The sequence below is a fragment of the Pseudomonas sp. NFACC39-1 genome (assembly GCF_900110355.1).
GTDB classification, from domain to species: domain Bacteria; phylum Pseudomonadota; class Gammaproteobacteria; order Pseudomonadales; family Pseudomonadaceae; genus Aquipseudomonas; species Aquipseudomonas tehranensis.
Genome location: NZ_FODL01000007.1, coordinates 139,756 through 160,863, shown reverse-complemented (window position 1 = coordinate 160,863; position 21,108 = coordinate 139,756). Strand labels below are relative to the sequence as shown.

Here is a 21,108-nt window from a genome sequence, read left to right as displayed (position 1 = left end):
ATTGCATATTCGGGTGATTCTCTAGTCCGGAGTTCAAGCGGAAGATGACCCCATCGACGCCGTTCTGCTGATGGCGTCATTTGCAGCGGAGTCGACCATGAATCCCATCAAGCTTTATCACTTCCCGCTTTCCGGCCACGCACATCGCGTACAACTAATGCTTTCCTTGCTTGAACTGCCCGTCGAGGTGATTTTCGTCGACCTGGCTAAAGGCGCCCACAAACAGGCAGATTTCCTGGCAATTAATGCCTTTGGCCAAGTGCCGGTTATTGACGATGACGGTATGGTGCTGGCCGATTCCAACGCCATCCTGGTGTACCTGGCGCACAAATATGGCAAGGGCCGCTGGCTGCCAACGGATCCGGTCGACGCCGCCCGGGTGCAGCGCTGGTTGTCGGTGGCAGCGGGTCCGCTCCATGCGGGGCCGGCCACTGCTCGGCTGATCACGGTATTCGGCGCGCCCTACAACGCAGAAGATGCGATCACCCGCTCCCATAGCTTGCTGAAAGTCATTGATCAACATTTGAGCGACAGCAGGTTTCTGGTGGGTGACGCTGCGACGATTGCCGATGTCGCCGGCTACAGTTACATCGCCCATGCCCCGGAGGGCAATGTGTCGCTGGAGGACTACCCCCACGTACGTGCATGGCTGGGACGGATCGAGGCCTTGCCCGGGTTCGTCGGCATGCCGCGTACGGCTGCCGGTTTGCAACAGCAGGCCTAAAAATGCGTTGAGCAACCTTGAGGCGAGGGGATTTATCCGCTCGCCTCATTGACGGGTGTTACGCGAAGGAAAGCGCCCTTTGCTCCAGCAACGTCTCGTACAGTTGCAGCCATTTGCGGCCCATCTCCTCAGAGGTGAACAACTGCCGGTAACGTTCTTCGGCCCTGATGCCCATTTCCCTGGCCTGTGCCGGGTTGTCCCATAGGGTACGCATCGCTTCCCGGAAAGCTTCGGGGTGGCTGGGGGGCACCACCAGGCCTGTTTCATTGTGGATATTGATGTAGCTGGTGCCGGTGCCGATCTCGCTGGAGATCATCGGCTTACCATACATCGCGCCTTCGAGCAGAGAGATGCCAAACGCTTCAGAGCGCAGGTGCGACGGGAACACGATGGCGTAGCTCAGTTCCAGCAATGCCACCTTGTCTTCATCGCCCAGGCGTCCGAGGAAGTGCAGGTTGCGCAGGCCCAGCGCCTGCGCCTGGGCATGCAGTTCTTTCTCCAGCGGACCGGCACCGACGATGACCACCGGATAATCCACGCCTTTGAGGGCGTCGAGGAGAATGTGCAGGCCTTTGTAATAACGCATCACCCCCACGAACAGAAAGAAGCGCTCGCCCAATTTGGTCTTCCACTGCGCGATGCGTTCAGCGTCACGCTGTGGATAACTGGCTTTGTTCAAGCCATAGGTAATGACCTGGGTCTTATCGCGGTACTCCTTGAGCACGTCGCTGGTATGCACATAGTTAGGCGACGCCGCGACAATACGATCCGCGCCGTTCAAGAAGCGTCGCATCAGAGGGCGATACAGCTTCAGCAGATGCCGCTGACGCACGATGTCCGAATGGTAGGTGACCACATAGGGTTTTTTCAGTGCGCTGCAAAAATGCACCAGGTCCATGAATGGCCAGGGGAAGTGGTAGTTGATTACGTCCGCTTCGGCAGCCAGCTCGCGGAATTTCTTGAAAACACTGTAGGAGAACCCGGTGGAGGCCAGTTGGAAGTCCATCCGGGCCTGATGAACCTTATGCTGTCGGATGGTGATCGGACCCGGCGCCGGATCGTCGCTCAGCGTCAGCACGGTGTTATCGATGCCTAATCGGTCACTGCTGTCGCACAGCTGGAAAATAACCTGTTCGATGCCGCCCATGGAGTCCGGCAGATAGGTTTTGTAAAAGTGCAGGACTCGCATTCAACCTCCCAGAACCTGGCGATACGTTTGGGCCGTCACCTTGGCGCACCGTTGCCAGGAAAAAAGCGCCGCTTGTTGCAACCCGGCTTCACGACATGCCTGCCAATGCAGGCGATCTTCGATCAACCGGTCCATGGCTTCGCGCATGCCTTGGGGATCGTCGGGCTCGCAATAATTGCCGGCCGCTCCGGCCACTTCCGGCATTGCCGAGCAGCGCGTGGTGATCACCGGGGTGCCGCTGGCCATGGCTTCGAGTACCGGCAGGCCGAAGCCTTCATAGCGCGACGGAAAGATCAGTGCACGTGCTCCTGCCAATAGCTGGGCTACCTGTTCGTCGGGCAAGTAGCCCGCGAGACAAACATGACCTCCGGCCAGGGCATTTTTCAACTCGTCGCTGAGTTGTGCACGCTGCCATCCGCTCATTCCTACGATGAGCAAAGGGAAAGTCTGACGGACGGATTCGGGCAGCCTGGCGTGGGCGCGCAGAGCCAGCGACAGGTTCTTGCGTGGCTCCAGGGTGCCGACACACAGAAAATATCGGCCTGCTTCCAACCCATGGGCTTTGAGAACCCCATCGATGGCTTCGGGTTCGCGCGGATGGAAACGTGCCGCAGCCCCCAGCGGGGCGACTCTCAAGCGTTCCGCGCAAAGACCGAAATGTTCTCGGGCTTCATCGGCGATGAACTGCGAGTCCGTCAGAATCAGCTGCGACTGCTCTACCGCACGGCTGAGCCGACGCTCGATTTCCCTCAGTCGTGCCGGTGGTTGCGTCTCGGGGTAGCGCAGGTGCGTCAGGTCATGCAGCGTCATCACCGTTGGCCCTTCGAAGGCCAGGGGCCACAGGCTCGGTTCGTGATACAGGTCGATGGCGCGGGAACGGCCCTGATCGAAGCGTTTCTGCTCCAGCCAGCGCCGCGCCCGATAGGCCCCCGGTACCTGGCGCAGCAAAGGTGTAAGTCGCGAGTAACCAGGCGTGGCCGCTTGCGGCAACTGCGAGCTCCAGCCCCAGCCGTGGAACAATGACAGCTGTACATCCGGCTCCTGGGCCAGGGCAGTGGCCAGTTCCGCCACGTAATGGCCGATGCCGGTGCGTGGCGCCTGGAGAATCCGGGCGTTCAGAGCTATTCGCATGCTGTTTCCCTGTCGAGGATCACTTCATCAATGTGTCGCTCGATGCGCTCCACCAATTGCGCACTGGCCTGGCGCCAGCTCAGCCATTGCCATTGATCAAGGTTGCGCTTGGCCGGGAATACCCCGCTGTGTTCCATGCCCAGGACCAGGTCCGTCAGGCTCTGGGGGTCATGGAGGTCGAAATAAACCATGAACTCACCGCCGATTTCCCGAAACACGTCGATGTCACTGCCCATCGCCGGCAATCCGCGTTGCATGGCCTCCACCAGCGGCAGACCGAAGCCCTCCACGTAGGAGGGGAACACCAGCGCCGTGGCATGCTGGTAGGCGTGTTCCAGGCTGTGGTCCGAGAGATCATTGAACATGAACAGGCGGCTGTTGAGTTGCGAGTGGCGCCGGATACGTTCGATCAAGGCTTCGCATTTCCAGCCGATTTTCCCGACGATGCACAACCGCGCCTGGGAGCCGGCGGCCCAGGCGCGTTCGAACGCATCCAGCAGGTAGGCATGGTTTTTTCGCGGTTCGATGGTGCTGACCATCAGGAACATCGGTTCGGGCTGCATGAATACTCGCAGCAGTTTGCTGTCGATGGTGCTGGAGGCGTTCACCAAATCCAGTTCGCTGCCCAGGTGGAAATAGTCGAACCAGCGCTCACTCACCTGCTGTTGGCCCACGCGTCGCTCCATCTCCTGGCGAACCTGGTCGCGGATGGTGCTGGAGATCGCGATGTAGCCGTCCGCGGTGCGGGCAATCCAGTCGAACCAATGATTGAACACCTTGACCAGCCCGGCATCGCAGAACTGCGGGTGGGTCAGGGGGATCAGGTCGTAGATCACCGAGACAATCCCGACGCCATCGCGCTTGAGCTGTTCGGCCAGAGGAAAGAAATCGGCGTGCCAGGAAGAGTCCAGCAGCACCAGTTGGTCGCCGGGGCGGTGTTGAAGGGGCACGCAACGCGCTGGGACATTCTGGCGTTTGAGCAAGCGATCGAGCACCCGGATCGGAATGCTCAGAAAGCCCAGGGCAAACAGCCGGCAGCCTAAGTACAACACGCGGCGTGCCCATCGCGACTGGCTGAAGGGGCGTCGCCTTTCAAGCGTCCGATGCCTGAGCCAGAACAGGCTGGCGAATTGCTCCAGCCGTACCCGCAGGCTGACCAGATCCAGCCCCCTGGAGGGCAGCGGGGCGAGGCTCTTCACTTCGTACAACTTGCCTTGCAGTATCACGACGGGGATGCATGCGTGCTCTGCTTCTCTGGCCGGCAGTTCGCGGATAACGTTGCGCACTACTCGCTGAATCCCGGAATTGGCTCTGGGATGTTCATACACGTAGGTGCATTCCATCAGCAGGCGAGTCATGGCAGTTCCTTTTGCGTCAGTTCCTCGACCGCTGGTAATGCCGTGCGCTGGATGCTGGTGCGGGCCTGCAGCCACGAACAGCCAACGAAATCTTCCTGGCGATTGTTGATGACGTGGAACACCAGCCCGTAGTCGCGCCATTCGAAGTTGCGGTCCAGGTGCGAATCCAGTCGGGACAGGCTCAGCGCGACGGAGTAATTGCCCTTGCCCAGGCGCATGTCAAAACTGAAACGGAAGGTGACGTGTTCGCCGGCCTTGAGGTCCGTCACGGCTTTATCCTGGCGATGGGTGTTGATGCCGTACATGGGCTGACCGAGGCGGTCCTTGATCAGGAAGCCCAGCACCAGGCGCTCGATGTCCTGGCGGATCTCGACCCGGACCTGCAAGACCATCGGTTGGCCGATTTCAGCCACTTCCACCGGCTGGTCCTGACTGTTCAACAGCTGAACATCAACAATGCCGGCCTCCCCGGTGCCGGAGATGGTACGTACCTGGCCGTTGGCGAGCATTTCCTGGCGGACGATCTGACCCTCGCGCTGGGCCAGCATCGCGTTGTAATAATCCATCACCTCTTCCGGCTTGCCGCGCATGGCCATGCGCCCGTGCTCCAGCAGGATGGCGGTGTCGCAGATCGACTGAATCGCCGAGCGATCGTGGGACACGATCAGCAGCGTCGTACCGGCCTTGCGAAAACTGCGGATGCGCTCAAAGCTTTTATGCTGGAAGTAGGCGTCACCCACTGAGAGAGCTTCATCGACGATCAAGATGTCCGGGCGGCGGGCCGTGGCGACGCTGAAGGCCAGGCGCATTTGCATGCCACTGGAATAGGTGCGTACTGGCTGGTCGATGGCCTCGCCGATTTCGGCAAAACCTTCGATCTGCGGCATCAATGCTTCGATTTCCTCCACTTGCATGCCCAGCAACTGCCCGGCCATGAAGGCGTTCTGGCGGCCCGTGAAATCCGGGTGGAACCCCATGCCCAGTTCCAGCAACGCCGCGACGCGGCCACGCAATTGAATATGGCCGCAGGTGGGTTGGGTGGTGCCGGTGATCATTTTGAGCAAGGTGCTTTTGCCCGCGCCGTTGACCCCGACGATGCCGACGGCTTCACCGGGCTGGATCTCGAAATCGACGCCCTGCAAGACCCAGTGCAATTGATGACGCGGGCGGGAAAAGGGAATCAGCCATTCGAATAGCCGGCTCCAGCGGTTTGGATACTGCTTGTAGGCCTTGCCCAGGCCACTGACGCGTAAATGCCCCATCAGAGTTCATCCACCATTTCACCGCCGCGGCGTCGAAACATCCGCAAACCGGTGACGCACATCAGTAGGCCGATGACCAGCAGCGGTGTCAGCGAACTCCAGACCGGCCATTGGTTGTACAGAAACAAATTCTGGTAACTCTGCATCAGCGCTGTCATGGGGTTGAGGGCCAGCAATTGCTGGATCGACGGCGGAAGGATGGTCATCGGGTAAACAATGGGCGTTAGCCAGAACCAGAATTGCAGGCAAATACCGAACAGTTGCCCGACATCACGAAAGAACACATTGAGAATCCCCAGCAACATGCCCAGCCCAGCGGCGAACATCACTTGCAGGGCCAGCAAGGGCACCAGCGCCAGTAACGTCATTCCTGGCCAGCGGCCGGTGATCAACAGGAAACCGAGAAAAAGGCTGAGGATGATCGCGAAGTTGATCCCGGCGTTGAACAGCACAATCACCGGCAGACAGATCCTGGGAAAGCTGATTTTCTTCAGCAGATTGGCGTTTTCCAGAAACATGCCCTGACTGCGTGTCGTGATCTCGGCGAAGAACCCCCAGGTCAGCAGCCCGGCGCAGAGGTAGACGCTGTAGGCCATGCCATCGTCCACCCCCGGCAGGCGGGCGCGCATGATGTGGGAAAAAATCACGGTGTAGACGAGGATCATCGACAGCGGGTTGAGCACGGTCCACAACGCGCCGAACAAAGAATTGCGATAGCGCGCCTGAAATTCGCGTTTGACGCTGCCAAGGACGAAACCGCGGTAGCTCCACAGCGCGCGGTGCAAGGTTAGCAACATCAGACGGCCCTGCCGTAGTGATCCTCGAAGCGCACGATGTCATCTTCTCCCAGGTATTCTCCGCTTTGGACTTCGATGATCACCAGGTCGATGACGCCGGGGTTCTCCAGCCGATGGCGGTGCCCTGCGGGGATGAACGTCGATTCGTTCTTGGCCACCAGATGAGCTTCAGAGCCATTGTTGGTGACCTTGGCCATGCCTTCCACGACCACCCAGTGTTCGTTGCGGTGATGGTGCATTTGCAGGGATAGCGCCGCGCCTGGCTTGACCACGATGCGCTTGATCTTGAAGCGCGGGCCTTGTTCCAGCACGGTGTAGCTGCCCCATGGACGGCTGACCGTGCGGTGCAGGCGATAGGATTCGTGCTCCTTGTCCTTGAGCTGGCGCGCGACGCGCCGTACATCCTGGGCTCGGTCGGAATGGGCGACCAGGATGGCGTCGGCGGTGTCGATGATGATCAGGTTTTCCACACCGAGTGCGGCCACCAACCGTCCTTCACTCTGGACATAGTTGTTCTGGCTGTCGATGAACAACGCCTCACCGCTGACGCGGTTGTTCTGTGCATCGGCGGGTACCAGATCGGCGACGGCGCTCCATGAGCCGATGTCGCTCCAGTCGAAGGCGGCGGGGACTACCACCACATTATTGGAGCGCTCCATCAAGGCGTAGTCGATGGAGATGTCCGGCATTTCGGAAAAATGCGCGGCGGACAGTTCCTGTTGCACGCAACCTGATGTCTCCACGGCCGTGCTCGCGGCTATGCAGGCGCGAGCCTGTTCCAGCAACGCCGGGGCGTGGTTCTGCAATTCCGCCAACAGGGTTTTGACTGAAAAACAGAACATGCCCGAGTTCCACAGGAAACGGCCGCTTTCCAGATAGTGTGTTGCGGTTTGCAGGTCGGGTTTTTCGACGAAGCGCACGACCTTGGCAGCGCCCTGGGTATCCAGGGGTTTGCCGCGTTCTATATAGCCGAAGCCGGTTTCCGGTGTCGTGGGCAGTACACCGAAGGTCACCAGGTAACCGCTTTTGGCCAGTTGCGTGGCATGCTCCACGCTAGCCTTGAAGGCCGCCTCGTTCTGGATCAGGTGGTCTGCGGGCATCACCATCAGGATGGCGTCGTCACCATGCAGGGCTTGCACCGCGAGCGTCGCCGTGGCGATGGCCGGCGCGGTATTGCGGCCCGTCGGTTCAAGTACGAAATGGCCGCGATGGCGTGCCAGATGGGCGCTTTGGTAGTGGTCGCGGCTCTGAAAGTAATACTCGCGATTGGTCACGGTAACGATGTCGCCGCGGCCGTCGAACAACCCGGCGGCGCGTCGGTAGGTCTTGCTCAGCAGCGACTGGCCGTCAGGCAGGATCATGAAGGGTTTGGGATGGCCCTCGCGGGACATCGGCCACAACCTCGTTCCGGCACCGCCGGAGAGAATCATGGGAATCAGCATGGCCTACTCCTTGGCGACGCGCTTCATGTCCGCATCCATCATCATGCGGATCAGGGTGTCGAGGTCGGTCCTGGGTTTCCAGCCAAGAACCCGTTGGGCCTTGGCTGGGTTGCCGAGCAACACGTCCACCTCGGCCGGGCGGAAAAACGCCGGGTCGATCTTGACGAAGTCACGGTAGTCCAGGCCCACATGCTCGAAGGCTATCCTGCACATTTCGCGCACAGTGGTGGTTACGCCTGTGGCAACCACGTAATCGTCGGGTTTGTCCTGTTGCAACATCAGCCACATGGCTTCGACATAATCGCCGGCAAAGCCCCAGTCGCGCTTGGTGTCGATATTGCCCAGGCGTAACTCCTGCTGTTTGCCTTGCTTGATGCGCGCAGCGGCGTCGGTGACCTTGCGCGTCACGAACTCGATGCCGCGCAGGGGCGATTCATGATTGAAAAGAATGCCGCTGCTGGCGTGCAGGCCGAAGCTTTCGCGGTAGTTGACGGTGATCCAGTGGCCGTACAGTTTCGCCACGCCATAGGGGCTGCGTGGGTAGAACGGCGTGTGCTCATCCTGCTGCTCGGCCTGGATAAGGCCAAACATTTCGCTGGTTGACGCTTGGTAGAAACGGGTTTGAGGGCTGAACTGGCGAATGCCTTCGAGCAGGTGGGTCACCCCGAGGCCATCGACGATGCCAGTGGTCACCGGCTGGTTCCAGGAAGCGGCGACGAAACTCTGCGCGGCCAGGTTATACACCTCGTCCGGCGCTGACTTGATCACGGCGCGTTGTACCGAGCAGGCGTCGGCCATGTCGCCGTCCAGGTATACGATGTCGTTCTCGATCCCGGTCTCGCGTAGCCGCCAGCGCGAATCGCTGCTTCGCCGGGCCACCAGGCCATGGACTTTATAACCCTTGTCGAGCAGTAACTTGGCCAGATACGCGCCGTCCTGGCCGGTGATCCCTGTGATCAATGCACTTTTCATTCTTGTTGTACCCGTATCTCCCAGTCGGACAGGATCGCCCGCAAGGATTGTTGTGTTGTTGTTTCAGGCGTCCATCCTGTGGCCTGGCGTAGCTTGGCAGGGCTACCACAGACGCGACGCTGTTCTGCGCGACGAAGACGCGCGGGGTCCTGGATCAGTTGCACATCGACCTGGGCGATGTCGCCCAATTGTTCGATCAGGCTGCGAATGCTTTGCTCGTGACCCGAGCAGATGTTGTAGGTCTGCCCCGACACGCCGTGGTCCAGCAGTGCCAGGTAGGCTGAAATCACATCGTCTACGTCAAGAAAGTCGCGGGTGACATCGATATCGCCCACTTGCAGCTGGGCCGATTGCAAGCCCAGCTTGATACGGCTGATCTGCCGGGCCGCGCTGGCGATGACGAAGCTGTCTTTCTGACCGGTGCCGATGTGGTTGAAAGGGCGGGCCACCAGCACCGACCAGCCTTCGCTCATGCCCCATTGCAGGCTCAGCAGTTCGGCTGACAGCTTGCTTACGGCATAGGGGTTGCGCGGACCAGGGGGGTGCAATTCGGTAATGGGGAGTTGGGTTTCGTTGACCTGGCCATACACATCACCGGAGCTGACATACAGAAATGTTCCGGTGAATCCTCGGGCCTTGAGGGCCTGGAGAAGATTCAAGGTGCCAAGCAGGTTGATTTGCAGGGTGCGGGCCGGATCGCGAAAGGCTTCTGGAACGAATGTCTGGCCCGCCAGGTGAATCACGGCATCGGGGATCTGCGGCCAGAGACCTTCCAGGGATCTACCGTCTGTCAGGTCATAACGGGTAGGGACGGGCATCACCTGCCAAGTGGAATCAGGGGCATCCAGGCGAGATTTGATGTGGCGTCCTACGAAACCGCTGAGGCCTGTAACGAACAGACGTTTTTTCAAGCACCAGTCCTCTCGATACGAACTTCGTCTGGTGCGGATCTGAGTAGGATATTTCCGTAAGTTCGGAGAAACCCAGTTGAAAGTCAGCCCAGATGAAGCTTTTGTTGTAGTTGTTTGGTTGCCAATCTGTGCCAATTTCGAAGCAATTTCAACCACACAAACCGTGACCGGTCGGTTCTCATATTTATAGCCGGTTTATTCTCATTCGCCTGTTCACGAACCCTTGGCTGATGTGGTTAGAATGCCCCTTGTCACGATCCCTGCGATGTCGATTTCAAGTCGAGCCACGGGGCAAGGGCCACTAAAAACAAGAACGAGACGGGTACGCAGACAATCGACGAGCAACGGCCGCCTGGCCGGGCCGGTTCGTGAGTCGACCGTCATGAGGTGGAGTCGCCGGGATGGCCGCTCCATGATGGGATGCCATGAATTTCATTCTTTACTCGGACGTAAACGATCACTCCATCAGCCAGAGCCTCGGCCGCCCTGAGTACAGTTATTACTTCGTGCTCAAGGCTTATCGCCCCGTGCTGGAAAGCCTGGGCCGGGTGCATGTGGTGTCATCGGTCGCCGAGGTCGATCCGCTTTATCGAACGTTGCAGCAGGCGGGGCAGGACTGCCTGTTTCTCTCGTTTTCACCCCCCCACAAGACGCCTGTCGATCTGGCGTGCCCCATGGTCTGCGTGGTGGCCTGGGAGTTCGACTCGATCCCGGCCGAGCACTGGGATGACGACCTGCGCCATGACTGGAGCCGCACGCTGGCGCGCCATGGCCGGGTGATTACCCTGTCCAGCCACACGGCCGAGGCGATCCGTCGTACGTTGGGCGAGGATTTCCCGGTGCTGGTTTTACCCACGCCACTGTGGGAACGCTTCGCTGCGGTTCGTGAGCAATATCCCATCACACCGGTCAATCCGGGCACGGTCTTACAGATCAAAGGCTGCATCATCGACAGCCGTCCCCTTGGGCTGTCGGCAGATGGCTTGATTGCGCCGCTTGCCGAAGCGGCATCGGGGAGGGCGTCCAGCGAACCTACGGCCCTGACGTGGCGGCGCCGCGCTTTCATCTCCCGGCATTACCTACGCGAGGTGCTGCGCGCCGTGACCGCGAAGGCCACCCACGGGCCGTTGTGGCTGATCAAGCACAACCTGTTGTGCTGGTATCGCGAAGCGGTTCGCGACTTGGTGCCAGTGCCGGTGCGCATTTTGGTGAGCCGACTGATGAGAGGCCCGACGCGGCCTGTGCCAGGTGTCGTCGAGCCAACTTCAGAACCGGCGCCATCGGAACATCCCCAGGCGGTGCTGCCGGACACCCGTCGGGTGGTGGAAACCGAAGTCAGCGGGGTGGTGTATGTCAGCGTGTTCAACCCCGATGACGGTCGCAAGAACTGGCATCACTTGATCACGGCATTTTGTTGGGCGCTGCGGGACGTCGAGGACGCCACGCTGGTGCTGAAAATGACCCAGAACGATCTGTCGACCTACTACGTCGAGTTGCTCACGCTGCTGTCCCAGCTATCGCCGTTCAGCTGTCGGGTAGTGGTGATGCACGGCTATCTGGAGGACGAACAATTCGCCCGGTTGTACGGTGCGGCGAGTTTTTACGTCAATGCTTCGCGCTGTGAAGGTTTGTGCCTGCCGCTGATGGAGTTCATGTCTTGCGCGCGCCCGGCCATCGCGCCGGACCACACGGCGATGCGTGACTACATCGATACCGAAGTGGCCTTTATCGTCAAATCCAGCCATGAACCCACCATCTGGCCGGAAGATTCGCGCATTTTGTACCGTACCCTGCGCCATCGGCCCGACTGGGGATCGCTGAAACTGGCTTACCAGCAGAGCTACGCCATGGCCCGGCATCAGCCGCAGGCCTACCAGGCCATGGCGGTGGCAGCGAATGAGCGCATGCGTCGCTATTGCGGTTTTGCCCCGGTGCAGCAGCGCCTGGTGGATTTCCTGGCCCCGCAAGGCAGTGCCGAGAATGCGCCGCTGCTGGCCCAGGTGGGTGCGACATCATGCTGATCATCGTTTATTCGGAAACCAATCAGAGCAACATTCTGGCGAACCTCGGCAAACCCGAATACAGCTATTACTTCGTGCTCAAGGAGTTTCGCCCGGTGCTGGAGCGACTGGGGCACGTTGTTGAAGTGACCCGGCCGGAACAAGAAGTCGATCAGCTATATGCCGATTGCCTTGGGCGCGGCGAGGATTGTGTCTTCCTGTCCTTTTCCCCGCCCCATCGCACAGATGCCCACTACGCCTGCCCGACGATTCCCGTCTTCGCCTGGGAGTTCAGCACCATCCCGACCGAAAGCTGGCAGGGTGAGCCGCGGCACGACTGGCGGGTGGTCCTTGGCGCGACCGGTATGGCGATTACCCATTCCAGCTTCACCGTCCACGCCGTGCGGGAGGTAATGGGGGCGGACTTCCCCATCGCCGCCATTGCCGCTCCGGTATGGGACCGGTTTTACGCGCGCGGTGCGATGCTGGCCCAGCGACCTACGGTCGATCACATGCGACTGCAGTTGCGCGGGCTGTTGATCGACAGCCGCACCGTCGACCTGCGGCCCTACGGCCCGCCAGCGCACCAGGCCGGTACGGCGCTGGTTTTTGATGCTCCGGCCCAGGATTGCGAGCTGCTTCTGGACGGAGTGGTGTATACGTCGGTCTTCAACCCTTACGATGGACGCAAGAACTGGAAGGACATGATCAGCGCGTTTTGTGCGACGTTCCGCGACGTTCCTGACGCAACGCTGGTACTCAAGCTGACCCACCACGACGTCACCGCTGCACTCAACGACATGCTGCACCATGTCTACAAGAACCAGTCATACCGCTGCCGTATCGTGCTGATCCACGGTTACCTGGCGGATGCGGACTACGAGCGATTGGTGGAGGCCACTCGCTACGTGGTCAACTGCTCCTACGGCGAAGGTCAGTGTTTGCCCCTGATGGAGTTCATGTCCTGCGGCCGGCCGGCGATTGCACCCTTGAACACGGCGATGGCCGATTACATCGACCATGACAATGCCTTTGTCGTCGAGTGCACCGAGGAACTGACGGCCTGGCCCCATGACCCCCGTGCAGCGTTTCGTACCCTGCGTTATGTCACCGATTGGGACTCGCTATGCTCGGCCTATCGCGCCAGCTATGACGTGGCCAAAAACGACCCCGAGCGTTATCGCCGCATGTCGGCCCATGCCGTGCGCAGTCTGGAAACGTTCTGCAGCCAGGCCAACGCCGAGCAGCGTCTGCGGGTTTTTTTTGAACAGGTATTGGAGCGTCGCCGGAACGCGCAGCAGCCATGATCGGGCGGTTGCTGGCGTGGCTCAGGCCGCCCGTCGTACCTGCTGCGCCGCCATCGACTGGCGCCGTGTCGCCCCGTGACGTGGGCCTCTACGACGCAATGCTCGACGGCTGGTTTCTCAACGACAGCGGCGAGTTGCTCAAAGGCTTCGCTATCACCGCCCAGGACACCTTGTTGGATGTTGGTTGCGGGGAGGGCGTGGCGACCTTGTTTGCAGTGCGCCAAGGCGCTTCAGTGATTTTTACCGACAGCGAATACGACAAGGTGCGAAACCTGGCCCGCCAGGTCGAGGCCCAGACCCGCGCGCCGTTTCTGAGCCTGGTCAGCAACAGCCTGCCGTTGCCGCTGGCCGATGGCTGCGCGAGCAAAATTGTGTGCATGGAAGTGCTCGAGCATGTCGACCAACCCGAGCCGTTCATGGCCGAACTGGTGCGCATGGGCCGGCCAGGGGCGCAGTACCTGCTCAGCGTGCCGGCCTCCGTAGGCGAGCATTTACAGCAGGGCATCGCACCGCCGGGTTACTTCCAGTCTCCCAACCATGTGCAGATTTTCAGTGCCGAACGATTCGCTGCATTGGTGGAGGACGCGGGGCTGGTCATCGAGCATCGCCAGGCCAGCGGCTTTTTCTGGGTCATGGGCATGATTTTTTTCTGGGCCAGCGAACGCGCGGCCGGACGAGCCCTCGAGGGGGCGGTGCGTGACCGGATCCAGGCGCCTTATCCGCCATTGATGGAGAGCTGGGCTAGCCTCTGGCAGGGCGTGCTGACACGACCCGATGGCTTGGCGATCAAGCAGGTCCTTGATCAATTCATGCCCAAGAGTCAGGTCATCATTGCCCGCAAACCCGATCCTGCGGCCCGGAGTTCGGCATGAGCAGCAAGCGAATCATGGACATCGAGTTGTTGCGCGCCGTTGCGGTGATGGGTGTGCTGTTTCATCACGTACAAGGCATGCCGTTTCCCGGTGGGTGGCCGCGTCTGGCGGCTCTTTCCGGTAGCTTCCAGCTGTGGTGGGGCGTGGATCTGTTCTTCGCAATATCGGGCTTTGTCATTGGCCGCAGTCTGATCCCGCAACTGCGCGGTTGTGACACTTCTCGGCAGTTCTGGGCCACTGTCCGGGAATTCTGGATCCGCCGGGCGTTTCGCCTGCTGCCGTCGGCGTGGCTCTGGTTGCTGCTGATGCTGCTGGCTGCGTTGTTTTTCAATCGCTCTGGCGCGTTCGGCAGTGTGCAAGCCAATGTACAGGCGACCCTGGCCGGTTTTCTGCAATTCGCCAATTTGCGTTTTGCCGATGCATTCATGCGCTATGAATATGGTGCGAGCTTTGTGTACTGGACGCTCTCGCTGGAAGAGCAGTTCTATTTGATTCTGCCGCTGCTGGTGTTCGTCTCCCGCCGGTATCTGGTCTGGGTGCTGCTGGCGGTGGTGCTGGTGCAGTTTTTCACCTGGCGCGCGGTATGGCTTTCGGTCATCCGCACAGACGCCCTGGCCCTCGGCGTGCTGCTGTCGATCTGGAGTTTGCGCCCCGATTATTGGCGGTTCGAACCCAAGTGGCTACGTTGGCCCGGGCTGGGTGTGTTGCTGATGGCAGGCCTAGGCAGCGTGATGGCCTGGATCGCGACCGAGCATTTCAATCTGTCATTCTACCGTCTCGGAGTCATCGCACTGCTCAGTGCCGTGCTGGTGTGGGTGGCCTCCTATGACCGGGACTATCTGTTGCCCCGCAGCCCGTTGAAAACTGCGCTGACCTGGGTTGGCAGCCGCTCCTACGGGATCTATCTGATCCACATCCCGGTGTTTTTCCTGCTGCGCGAACTGTGGTTTCGTTTCGCCCCGCTGGGGTCGCCGGACGTGGCGAGTGATTCCTGGTTGGCCCTTGCCTGTGCCTTGACGCTGATCGGGCTGTTGAGCGAACTCAACTACCGGATGGTTGAAATGCCCATGCGCCAGCGCGGCGCTCAACTGGTTGAACGCCTGCGTGCCGCCCGTCCCGTCCTTCCCGTCTCTGGAGCCCCTTCATGCTGAGCCTTTTGAAGAAACTCACCACGGGTACGCCCGCGCCCGCAACGCCAGCGGCCGACAAGGTCGATCCCTATATGCTCGGGCTGCACGATGCGATGCTCAGCGGCTGGTTCAATCAGCAAACCGGAGAACTGTTCAGCGGTTTCCCGGTTGCGCCTGAGGACACATTGCTGGACGTTGGCTGCGGCGACGGTGGCAACGTGCATTTTTGTGGCATGCGTGGGGCGAAGATCATCATCGCCGACATCGACGCGGCCAAGGTCGAGGCCACCCGTCAGCGCTTGAGCGACACTCCGGCGCGTGACGTCGAATGCCATGTGACCGACTGCAACCCGCTGCCCATTGCCGATGGAACGGTCACCCGCGTGGTGTCCACGGAAGTCATTGAGCATGTCGACGACCCGGCGCAGTTTCTCGCCGAGCTGGTCCGGGTCGGCCGGCCCGGCGCGCTGTACCTGTTGAGCGTGCCGCACCCCAGCTCCGAAGACCTGCAAAAGGACATCGCCGCACCGGAGTATTTCCAGAAGCCCAACCACATTCGCATCATCAGCGAAGAGCAGTTCAAGGCCATGGTCAGCGAGGCCGGGCTGGAAGTGTTGAGTCACAGCCAGTACGGTTTCTACTGGTCGATGTGGATGCTGTTGTTCTGGGAAGCGAAAGTCGATTTCAGCAATGCCGACCACCCGCTGCTCAACCATTGGGCAGACACCTGGCAAGCGGTGCTCAATTCGCCCCGCGGCGCGCAGATCAAGCAGGCGCTGGATGCGGTGGTGGCCAAGAGTCAGGTGATTATTGCGCGTAAGGCTGAATGACAAGGTGCTGAGGATGAATTCATTTGTGGCTGGCGCGGGAGGGGTTAATCTGCCAGCCTTTTTTGGGTGCTGAAATTCCATGGCGTTTCTTTTCCGGCTATCGCTCACCCTTGCCGCATTGCTTTTAAGCGGCTGTGAACAGTCCCCGGCCCCGGCTCTCGATCACCAACTCTATGTCTGGCAACGCAAGTGGACGCCGGCCCACGCACCGGCGCTGCGGCAAAGCCATAAGGATTTTTCCAGCCTGCGCATTCTTGCCTTGCAGGCCTTTCCCCAGGCCGGCTGGAGCCGCGCGCGGATCGATGCGCAACTGCTCAAGGCTGACGGTCGACCGCTGATCGCAGTGATACGCCTGGACGGTCAGCTCAGATTTCTGGATCAGGACGATGTGATCGCGCAGATCCAGCAACTGCTGAGCGACTGGCAAGCGCAAGGCCTGGCCCCGGTAGGGATCGAGATCGACCACGATGCCGGCAATGCACGACTGCCTGCCTATGGCGCATTTTTGAACCGTTTGCGGCAAACCCTGCCCGCCACGCTGGGGCTGAGCATCACGGCACTGCCGGCCTGGCTTGACAGCCCTGCGTTGCCAGGACTGCTGCGGACGGTGGACAGCAGCGTGTTGCAGGTCCACGCGGTCAGTGATCCCCGGCAGGGGCTGTTCGACCCGAAACAGGCGCTGCACTGGGCCGAACGCTGGAGTGGTGTCACCACGCGACCGTTCTATCTGGCCCTGCCAGCCTACGGCATGGCGCTGTTGGCTCAGGAGAGTGGTGTGCCGGTGGTTGAAAGTGAAGTGCCAATCGATCAAGGCGGCGAGCGTCGTGAGCTGCTGGCTGACCCGCAGCAAGTGGCCGGGCTGGTGGCAGAACTGCGGGCCGAACCGCCGAAACATCTGGCCGGGTTGATCTGGTTTCGCCTGCCGCTGGCGGATGACCGACGGGCCTGGAGTTTGACCACCCTCGGTGCCGTTGCGCGGGGAGACCGCCTGGACAGTCGGTTGTCCTTGCGAGTGCATGAACAGGGCGGGCTTTACGATATTGAGTTGGTTAATCAGGGCAACCTCGACAGTCCCTGGCCCCAGCGTCTGACCCTGGTGGTTGGCGCGTGCGACGGTGCTGATGCGCTGGCGGGGTACACGTTGCAACAAACGCCCGGACTGCTTACCTTCACCCGCATTCAGGAAGGCCGCCTGGCCGCCGGCGCCCAGCGTGCCGTTGGCTGGGCGCGCTGTACGAAAATTGACCAAGGAGGTTTCAATGTTCACCCGTAAGTGGCCCAGTCGTCTGCTCTGCCTGAGCCTCAGCCTGCCGTTGGGTCAGGCGCTGGCCTGCGGACCGGACTTCCCGATGCGCCTGCTGGATAACCGCAGTCAATCGCTGGCGGATTTGCCCGAAGGCAGCTTTCGCTTCGAGATCAGTCGCCTCGGCCACGCCATAGCCGGGCTCAAGCCGGTCACCGATGCGACGGCCAACCCGGATCAGCGCTACGGTGATTTACCTGCCTACGTCGAACAACGCAACAAGGCCGAACGGCTCGGCCTGACCCCGCCGCAACAAGCGGTCGTGGAGCGTGTGCGGGCGCTGACCGACGTTCAGCAGGTCACCACCGAAGCGGCGAATCTGCCTGCCGAACTGCGCTTGTACGCGATCGGCGCGACAGCCTTCAACGCCGGCGAGCATGCGCTGGCGGTCGATTCGTTCCGTCAGTTACTCGCGTTGCCGGCGAACGAGCGCCGGTTGCGCAGCACGTGGGCTGCGTATTCCCTGGGGCGAGCCTTGTTCGCCATGAATAGCGAGGCGGGCAGCGGTGAACCGGCAGGATTGCTGGACCAGGCTCAAGAGGCGTTCCGTCTGGCTCGTCAGTTGAGCATCAGTGGCTTCAGCGACCCGTTGGAGCTGGGTGTCGCCAGCCTCGGCGAAGAAGCCCGGGTTGCCTACATCCGTGACGACTGGAACAGTGCCATTGAACTCTACGCCAGCCAGAACCTGCTGGGCTCCGAGGTCGGCTACAGTTCGTTGAAACAATTGGTCGGTGACCTGAACGAGCTGCCGGACGAGCAGTTGATGCGCCTGCTCAAAGGCAAAGCAGTGCAGCAACTGCTCACCGCTTCGTTGCTCAGCCGCATCGGTTGGTCATTCGGTGAGCAACCGGCCGGCGAGAAGCGGCTGGTCCAATTGCTGCAAGCCAGCACCCGTGACAGCCTCGATAATGCCGACCGTCTGGCGGCGGTGAATTATCAGCAAGGCGATTATGCCGCCGCCAAGGCGTTCCTGGAAAAGGCCGGGGATAGCGGCCTGGCTTGGTGGCTGCGGGCCAAACTGGCGGTGCGCGAGGGTGACAAAGGCGCCGCGGCGGCGGCCTATGCCAAAGCTGCCCAGGCGTTTCCCAAAGACGAGTCGTGGGGCGAACGACGCACGCCGGATTGGAATTACGAGTCGGTGCAACCCAAGTGTCGGGTCGAAGGCGAAAGCGCGATCCTGGCCTTGCAACGGGGCGATTACCTTCAAGCCTTCGATCAGCTCTACCGCAGCCAGAGCATTTATTGGTATGACGCCGCTACGGTCGCTGAGCGAGTGCTGACAGTCGACGAGCTCAAGCAATACGTCGACGCTCAAGTCCCGGCGGTGCCGCCGTTGAGCCAGCAGGATCGCGACAATTACGTGCAACTGCCGGTGGCCGCGAACCTGCGCAATCTGCTGGGGCGTCGCTTGCTACGAGAAGGACGCTACGACGAGGCGCCAGACTACTTCGACAACGTCGAGCTACAGAACCAGGCTCGAGCTTATGGGCAGTTGCGTCAGGAGGCCGAGTCCAGATGGTGGCCCACTCGACGGGCCGAGGCGTATTTCAATGCGTCCTGGTTCGCGCGTACCCAGGGTATGGAACTGCTCGGTTACGAGATGGCGCCGGACTACGCCACCTTTGGCGGCAACTATAGCCTTGAACCCGCCGACCTGAAGGTTGGACCACTGATCAGCGAAGGCGAGTGGCAACGCCAGCAGGCCAGCGCCGCGCAACCGGACGCGCGTTATCACTATCGTTTTGTCGCCACGGCGTTGGCGAGCCAGGCGGCCGATAACCTGCCCCATACCAGCCATGCGTTTGCGGCGGTACTGTGTGCCGCGGTGGGGTACAACTCCAGCCTGGCGGAGCAACGCGCGTTGTATCAACGTTATGTGCAGCACGGCCCTTACGTGGAGTGGGCGTGGGATTTTGGCCGGCACTGCCCTTATCCTGATTTTCGCAACGCGGACAAACGCTACGTGACCCAGGCCCTGGAGCCGATTCGTTCGGCGTTGCGGCCCTACAAAGTTTGGCTGCAAATAGCCGGTGTCCTGCTGGTGGTGGCGCTGGGGCTGGGATTGATCAACCTTCGCCAGCGCAAGGCCCGAATTTCGGCTCGCTAAGCTTTGTGTGTACATCCAGGCACGCTGGGAGCAAGTCTTGCTCCCAGCGGTTGTGGATAAACTCACGCATTACATCTGTGTCGCCATGCCTTCCACATTCATCGCCGCCTGGCGCAAGGCTTCCGAGCGGGTAGGGTGCGGATGGCAGGTCAGCGCGATGTCCTGGGCTGAGGCACTGAACTCCATGGCGACGCAGTATTCCCCGATCATCTCGCTGACGCTCGGCCCCACCAGGTGTACGCCGAGGATTTCATCGGTCCGTTCGTCGGCCAGTATTTTGGCGAAACCTTCGGTCTCGTGATTGATCTTCGCCCGGCTGTTGGCCGTGAACGGAAACTTCCCGACCTTGTAGGCACGGCCTTCAGCCTTGAGCTGTTCCTCGGTCTTGCCGACGCTGGCCAGTTCTGGGCGGGTGTAGATGACGTTGGGGATCAGGTCATAGTTGACCTCGCCGGCCTTGCCGACGATCTGTTCGATGCAGGCCATGGCTTCGTCTTCTGCCTTGTGGGCCAGCATCGGGCCGGATGTCACGTCGCCGATCACCCACACGCCGGGCACTTCGGTGCGGTGGCCCTTGTTGGCGAGCAGGCCGCGTTTGTCGGTGCTGAGGCCGACGTTTTCAAGCCCCAGCCCCTGGGTATACGGCCGACGACCAATGGCGACCAGTACATAATCCGCGTCGAGGGTCTGCGCCTCGCCACCCGTGGCGGGCTCAACCTGCAATTGCACGCCGCTGGCCGAAGAAGTGGCGCCTGTGACTTTGGAACTCAGTTTGAACTGGATGCCTTGTTTGGCCAGGGCCCTTTGCAAGGTCTTGCCGGCCTCGCCATCCACGCCAGGACAGACGCGATCGAGGTACTCCACCACCGTGACCTGAGCGCCCAGGCGCCGCCAGACCGAACCCAATTCGAGGCCGATGACGCCCGCGCCGATCACCACCAGATGACGCGGCACTTCACTCAAGGACAATGCACCGGTGGAGTCGAGGATGCGCTGGTTATCGATCGCCACACCCGGCAGGGGACTGGGCTCGGAACCGGTGGCGATGACGATGTCCTTGGCGCTCAGTGTGGTCTTGCCGCCGTCTTCACCGGTGACCGTCACTTTGCCGGGCCCGTCGATGTGGCCCCAACCCTTGATCCATTCGACCTTGTTTTTGCGAAACAGGAATTCGATACCCTTGGTCAGTCCCGCCACGCTCTCGTCCTTCTGCTTCATCATTTGAGCGAGGTTGAGGGTGGGGCTGACTTCGATGCCCAGATTGGCGAATGGCGTTCCCATGGCCGCTTCGTACAGCTCCGAGGCGTGGAGCAATGCTTTGGAGGGCATGCAACCGACGTTCAGGCAGGTGCCGCCCAAGGTGGCTCGGCCTTCGACACAGGCAGCCTTTAACCCCAACTGTCCGGCGCGAATCGCCGCGTTATACCCACCGGGGCCACCGCCCAGAATGATTACGTCGTAGTTGCTCATGGCTCTTCTCCCGCTCGGCTTGAGAAAAATTATGAGCGTAATGTGTGCGTTTTCGAATGGCTCGGTCAAGGGCCAGGATTGAGATGGGTTGGTTTGCTGAGTTTAGTTCCACGTGGAACAAATGGGGTTGTTCAGGGGGCCGGTCTTTGGGTGGCTAGGCCTTATTCAGTTAACGCGCCCCGGGATCTAAATGCTGAAAATGACCCTCAGAAGGGAGGCAAGGGCAGCGCGATAGAAAAAGGCTATAAATTCCATAGGCTGCTACTTTTCCAGGATGGTCTACCCTCATTTCAGACGTCTGAA

General features: G+C 60.6%; 17 protein-coding genes. 8 read left to right on the top strand and 9 right to left on the bottom strand.

The genetic code is table 11. The features are described 5' to 3' along the window. The first annotated feature begins 97 nt into the window (after positions 1-97). Positions 98-724 (top strand): glutathione S-transferase family protein, encoded by a 627-nt coding sequence (locus tag BMY45_RS17050; protein ID WP_092399591.1) that lies wholly within the window; start codon positions 98-100, stop codon positions 722-724. A 58-nt stretch (positions 725-782) separates the two neighbouring features. Here BMY45_RS17050 and BMY45_RS17045 read toward each other — a convergent pair whose 3' ends face one another. The 8 genes from BMY45_RS17045 to BMY45_RS17010 are packed head-to-tail and all read right to left on the bottom strand — an operon-like array spanning position 783 to position 9,786. Further along, a complete protein-coding gene (locus BMY45_RS17045; RefSeq protein ID WP_092399589.1) occupies positions 783-1,913 on the bottom strand; it encodes a glycosyltransferase family 4 protein in 1,131 nt (376 codons plus the stop codon). Continuing rightward, positions 1,914-3,044: a glycosyltransferase family 4 protein gene (locus BMY45_RS17040; RefSeq protein WP_092399587.1), complete on the bottom strand. Its 1,131-nt coding sequence runs from the start codon at positions 3,042-3,044 to the stop codon at positions 1,914-1,916. After that, complete coding sequence (locus BMY45_RS17035) at positions 3,035-4,402, bottom strand: glycosyltransferase family 4 protein (protein ID WP_092399585.1); 1,368 nt, start codon at positions 4,400-4,402, stop codon at positions 3,035-3,037. Before BMY45_RS17035 ends, BMY45_RS17040 begins: the two co-directional genes overlap by 10 nt. Then, entirely contained in the window at positions 4,399-5,664 is a 1,266-nt protein-coding gene (locus BMY45_RS17030; RefSeq protein ID WP_092399583.1) for an ABC transporter ATP-binding protein, read from the bottom strand. The genes BMY45_RS17035 and BMY45_RS17030 overlap by 4 nt, the downstream gene beginning before the upstream one ends. Beyond that, positions 5,664-6,461 (bottom strand): ABC transporter permease, encoded by a 798-nt coding sequence (locus BMY45_RS17025; protein ID WP_092399581.1) that lies wholly within the window; start codon positions 6,459-6,461, stop codon positions 5,664-5,666. Before BMY45_RS17025 ends, BMY45_RS17030 begins: the two co-directional genes overlap by 1 nt. Continuing rightward, positions 6,461-7,903 (bottom strand): mannose-1-phosphate guanylyltransferase/mannose-6-phosphate isomerase, encoded by a 1,443-nt coding sequence (locus BMY45_RS17020; protein ID WP_092399579.1) that lies wholly within the window; start codon positions 7,901-7,903, stop codon positions 6,461-6,463. Before BMY45_RS17020 ends, BMY45_RS17025 begins: the two co-directional genes overlap by 1 nt. A 3-nt stretch (positions 7,904-7,906) precedes the next feature. After that, complete coding sequence (gene gmd / locus BMY45_RS17015) at positions 7,907-8,875, bottom strand: GDP-mannose 4,6-dehydratase (protein WP_047226665.1); 969 nt, start codon at positions 8,873-8,875, stop codon at positions 7,907-7,909. Further along, positions 8,872-9,786, bottom strand: a complete 915-nt coding sequence (locus tag BMY45_RS17010) for a GDP-mannose 4,6-dehydratase (RefSeq protein WP_092399577.1) — start codon at positions 9,784-9,786, stop codon at positions 8,872-8,874. Before BMY45_RS17010 ends, gmd begins: the two co-directional genes overlap by 4 nt. A 425-nt stretch (positions 9,787-10,211) precedes the next feature. Between BMY45_RS17010 and BMY45_RS17005 the strand changes: the two genes are divergently transcribed. The 7 genes from BMY45_RS17005 to BMY45_RS16975 all read left to right on the top strand — a co-directional run bounded on the left by BMY45_RS17005 (position 10,212) and on the right by BMY45_RS16975 (position 19,335). Then, complete coding sequence (locus BMY45_RS17005; RefSeq protein WP_092399575.1) at positions 10,212-11,807, top strand: glycosyltransferase; 1,596 nt, start codon at positions 10,212-10,214, stop codon at positions 11,805-11,807. After that, complete coding sequence (locus tag BMY45_RS17000) at positions 11,801-13,093, top strand: glycosyltransferase (protein WP_092399573.1); 1,293 nt, start codon at positions 11,801-11,803, stop codon at positions 13,091-13,093. Before BMY45_RS17005 ends, BMY45_RS17000 begins: the two co-directional genes overlap by 7 nt. Next, positions 13,090-13,965, top strand: a complete 876-nt coding sequence (locus BMY45_RS16995) for a class I SAM-dependent methyltransferase (protein ID WP_092399571.1) — start codon at positions 13,090-13,092, stop codon at positions 13,963-13,965. Before BMY45_RS17000 ends, BMY45_RS16995 begins: the two co-directional genes overlap by 4 nt. After that, positions 13,962-15,116: an acyltransferase family protein gene (locus tag BMY45_RS16990; protein WP_092399569.1), complete on the top strand. Its 1,155-nt coding sequence runs from the start codon at positions 13,962-13,964 to the stop codon at positions 15,114-15,116. The genes BMY45_RS16995 and BMY45_RS16990 overlap by 4 nt, the downstream gene beginning before the upstream one ends. Then, positions 15,110-15,925, top strand: a complete 816-nt coding sequence (locus tag BMY45_RS16985) for a class I SAM-dependent methyltransferase (protein WP_092399567.1) — start codon at positions 15,110-15,112, stop codon at positions 15,923-15,925. The genes BMY45_RS16990 and BMY45_RS16985 overlap by 7 nt, the downstream gene beginning before the upstream one ends. Before the next feature lie 79 nt (positions 15,926-16,004). Then, positions 16,005-17,198: a DUF3142 domain-containing protein gene (locus BMY45_RS16980; protein ID WP_092399565.1), complete on the top strand. Its 1,194-nt coding sequence runs from the start codon at positions 16,005-16,007 to the stop codon at positions 17,196-17,198. Next, positions 17,185-19,335, top strand: coding sequence for a hypothetical protein (locus tag BMY45_RS16975; protein ID WP_092399563.1), 2,151 nt, complete (start codon positions 17,185-17,187; stop codon positions 19,333-19,335). Before BMY45_RS16980 ends, BMY45_RS16975 begins: the two co-directional genes overlap by 14 nt. Before the next feature lie 69 nt (positions 19,336-19,404). On the opposite strand, the gene lpdA is transcribed toward BMY45_RS16975, so the two are convergent. After that, a complete protein-coding gene (gene lpdA, locus BMY45_RS16970; RefSeq protein ID WP_092399561.1) occupies positions 19,405-20,805 on the bottom strand; it encodes a dihydrolipoyl dehydrogenase in 1,401 nt (466 codons plus the stop codon). Positions 20,806-21,108 lie beyond the last annotated feature (303 nt).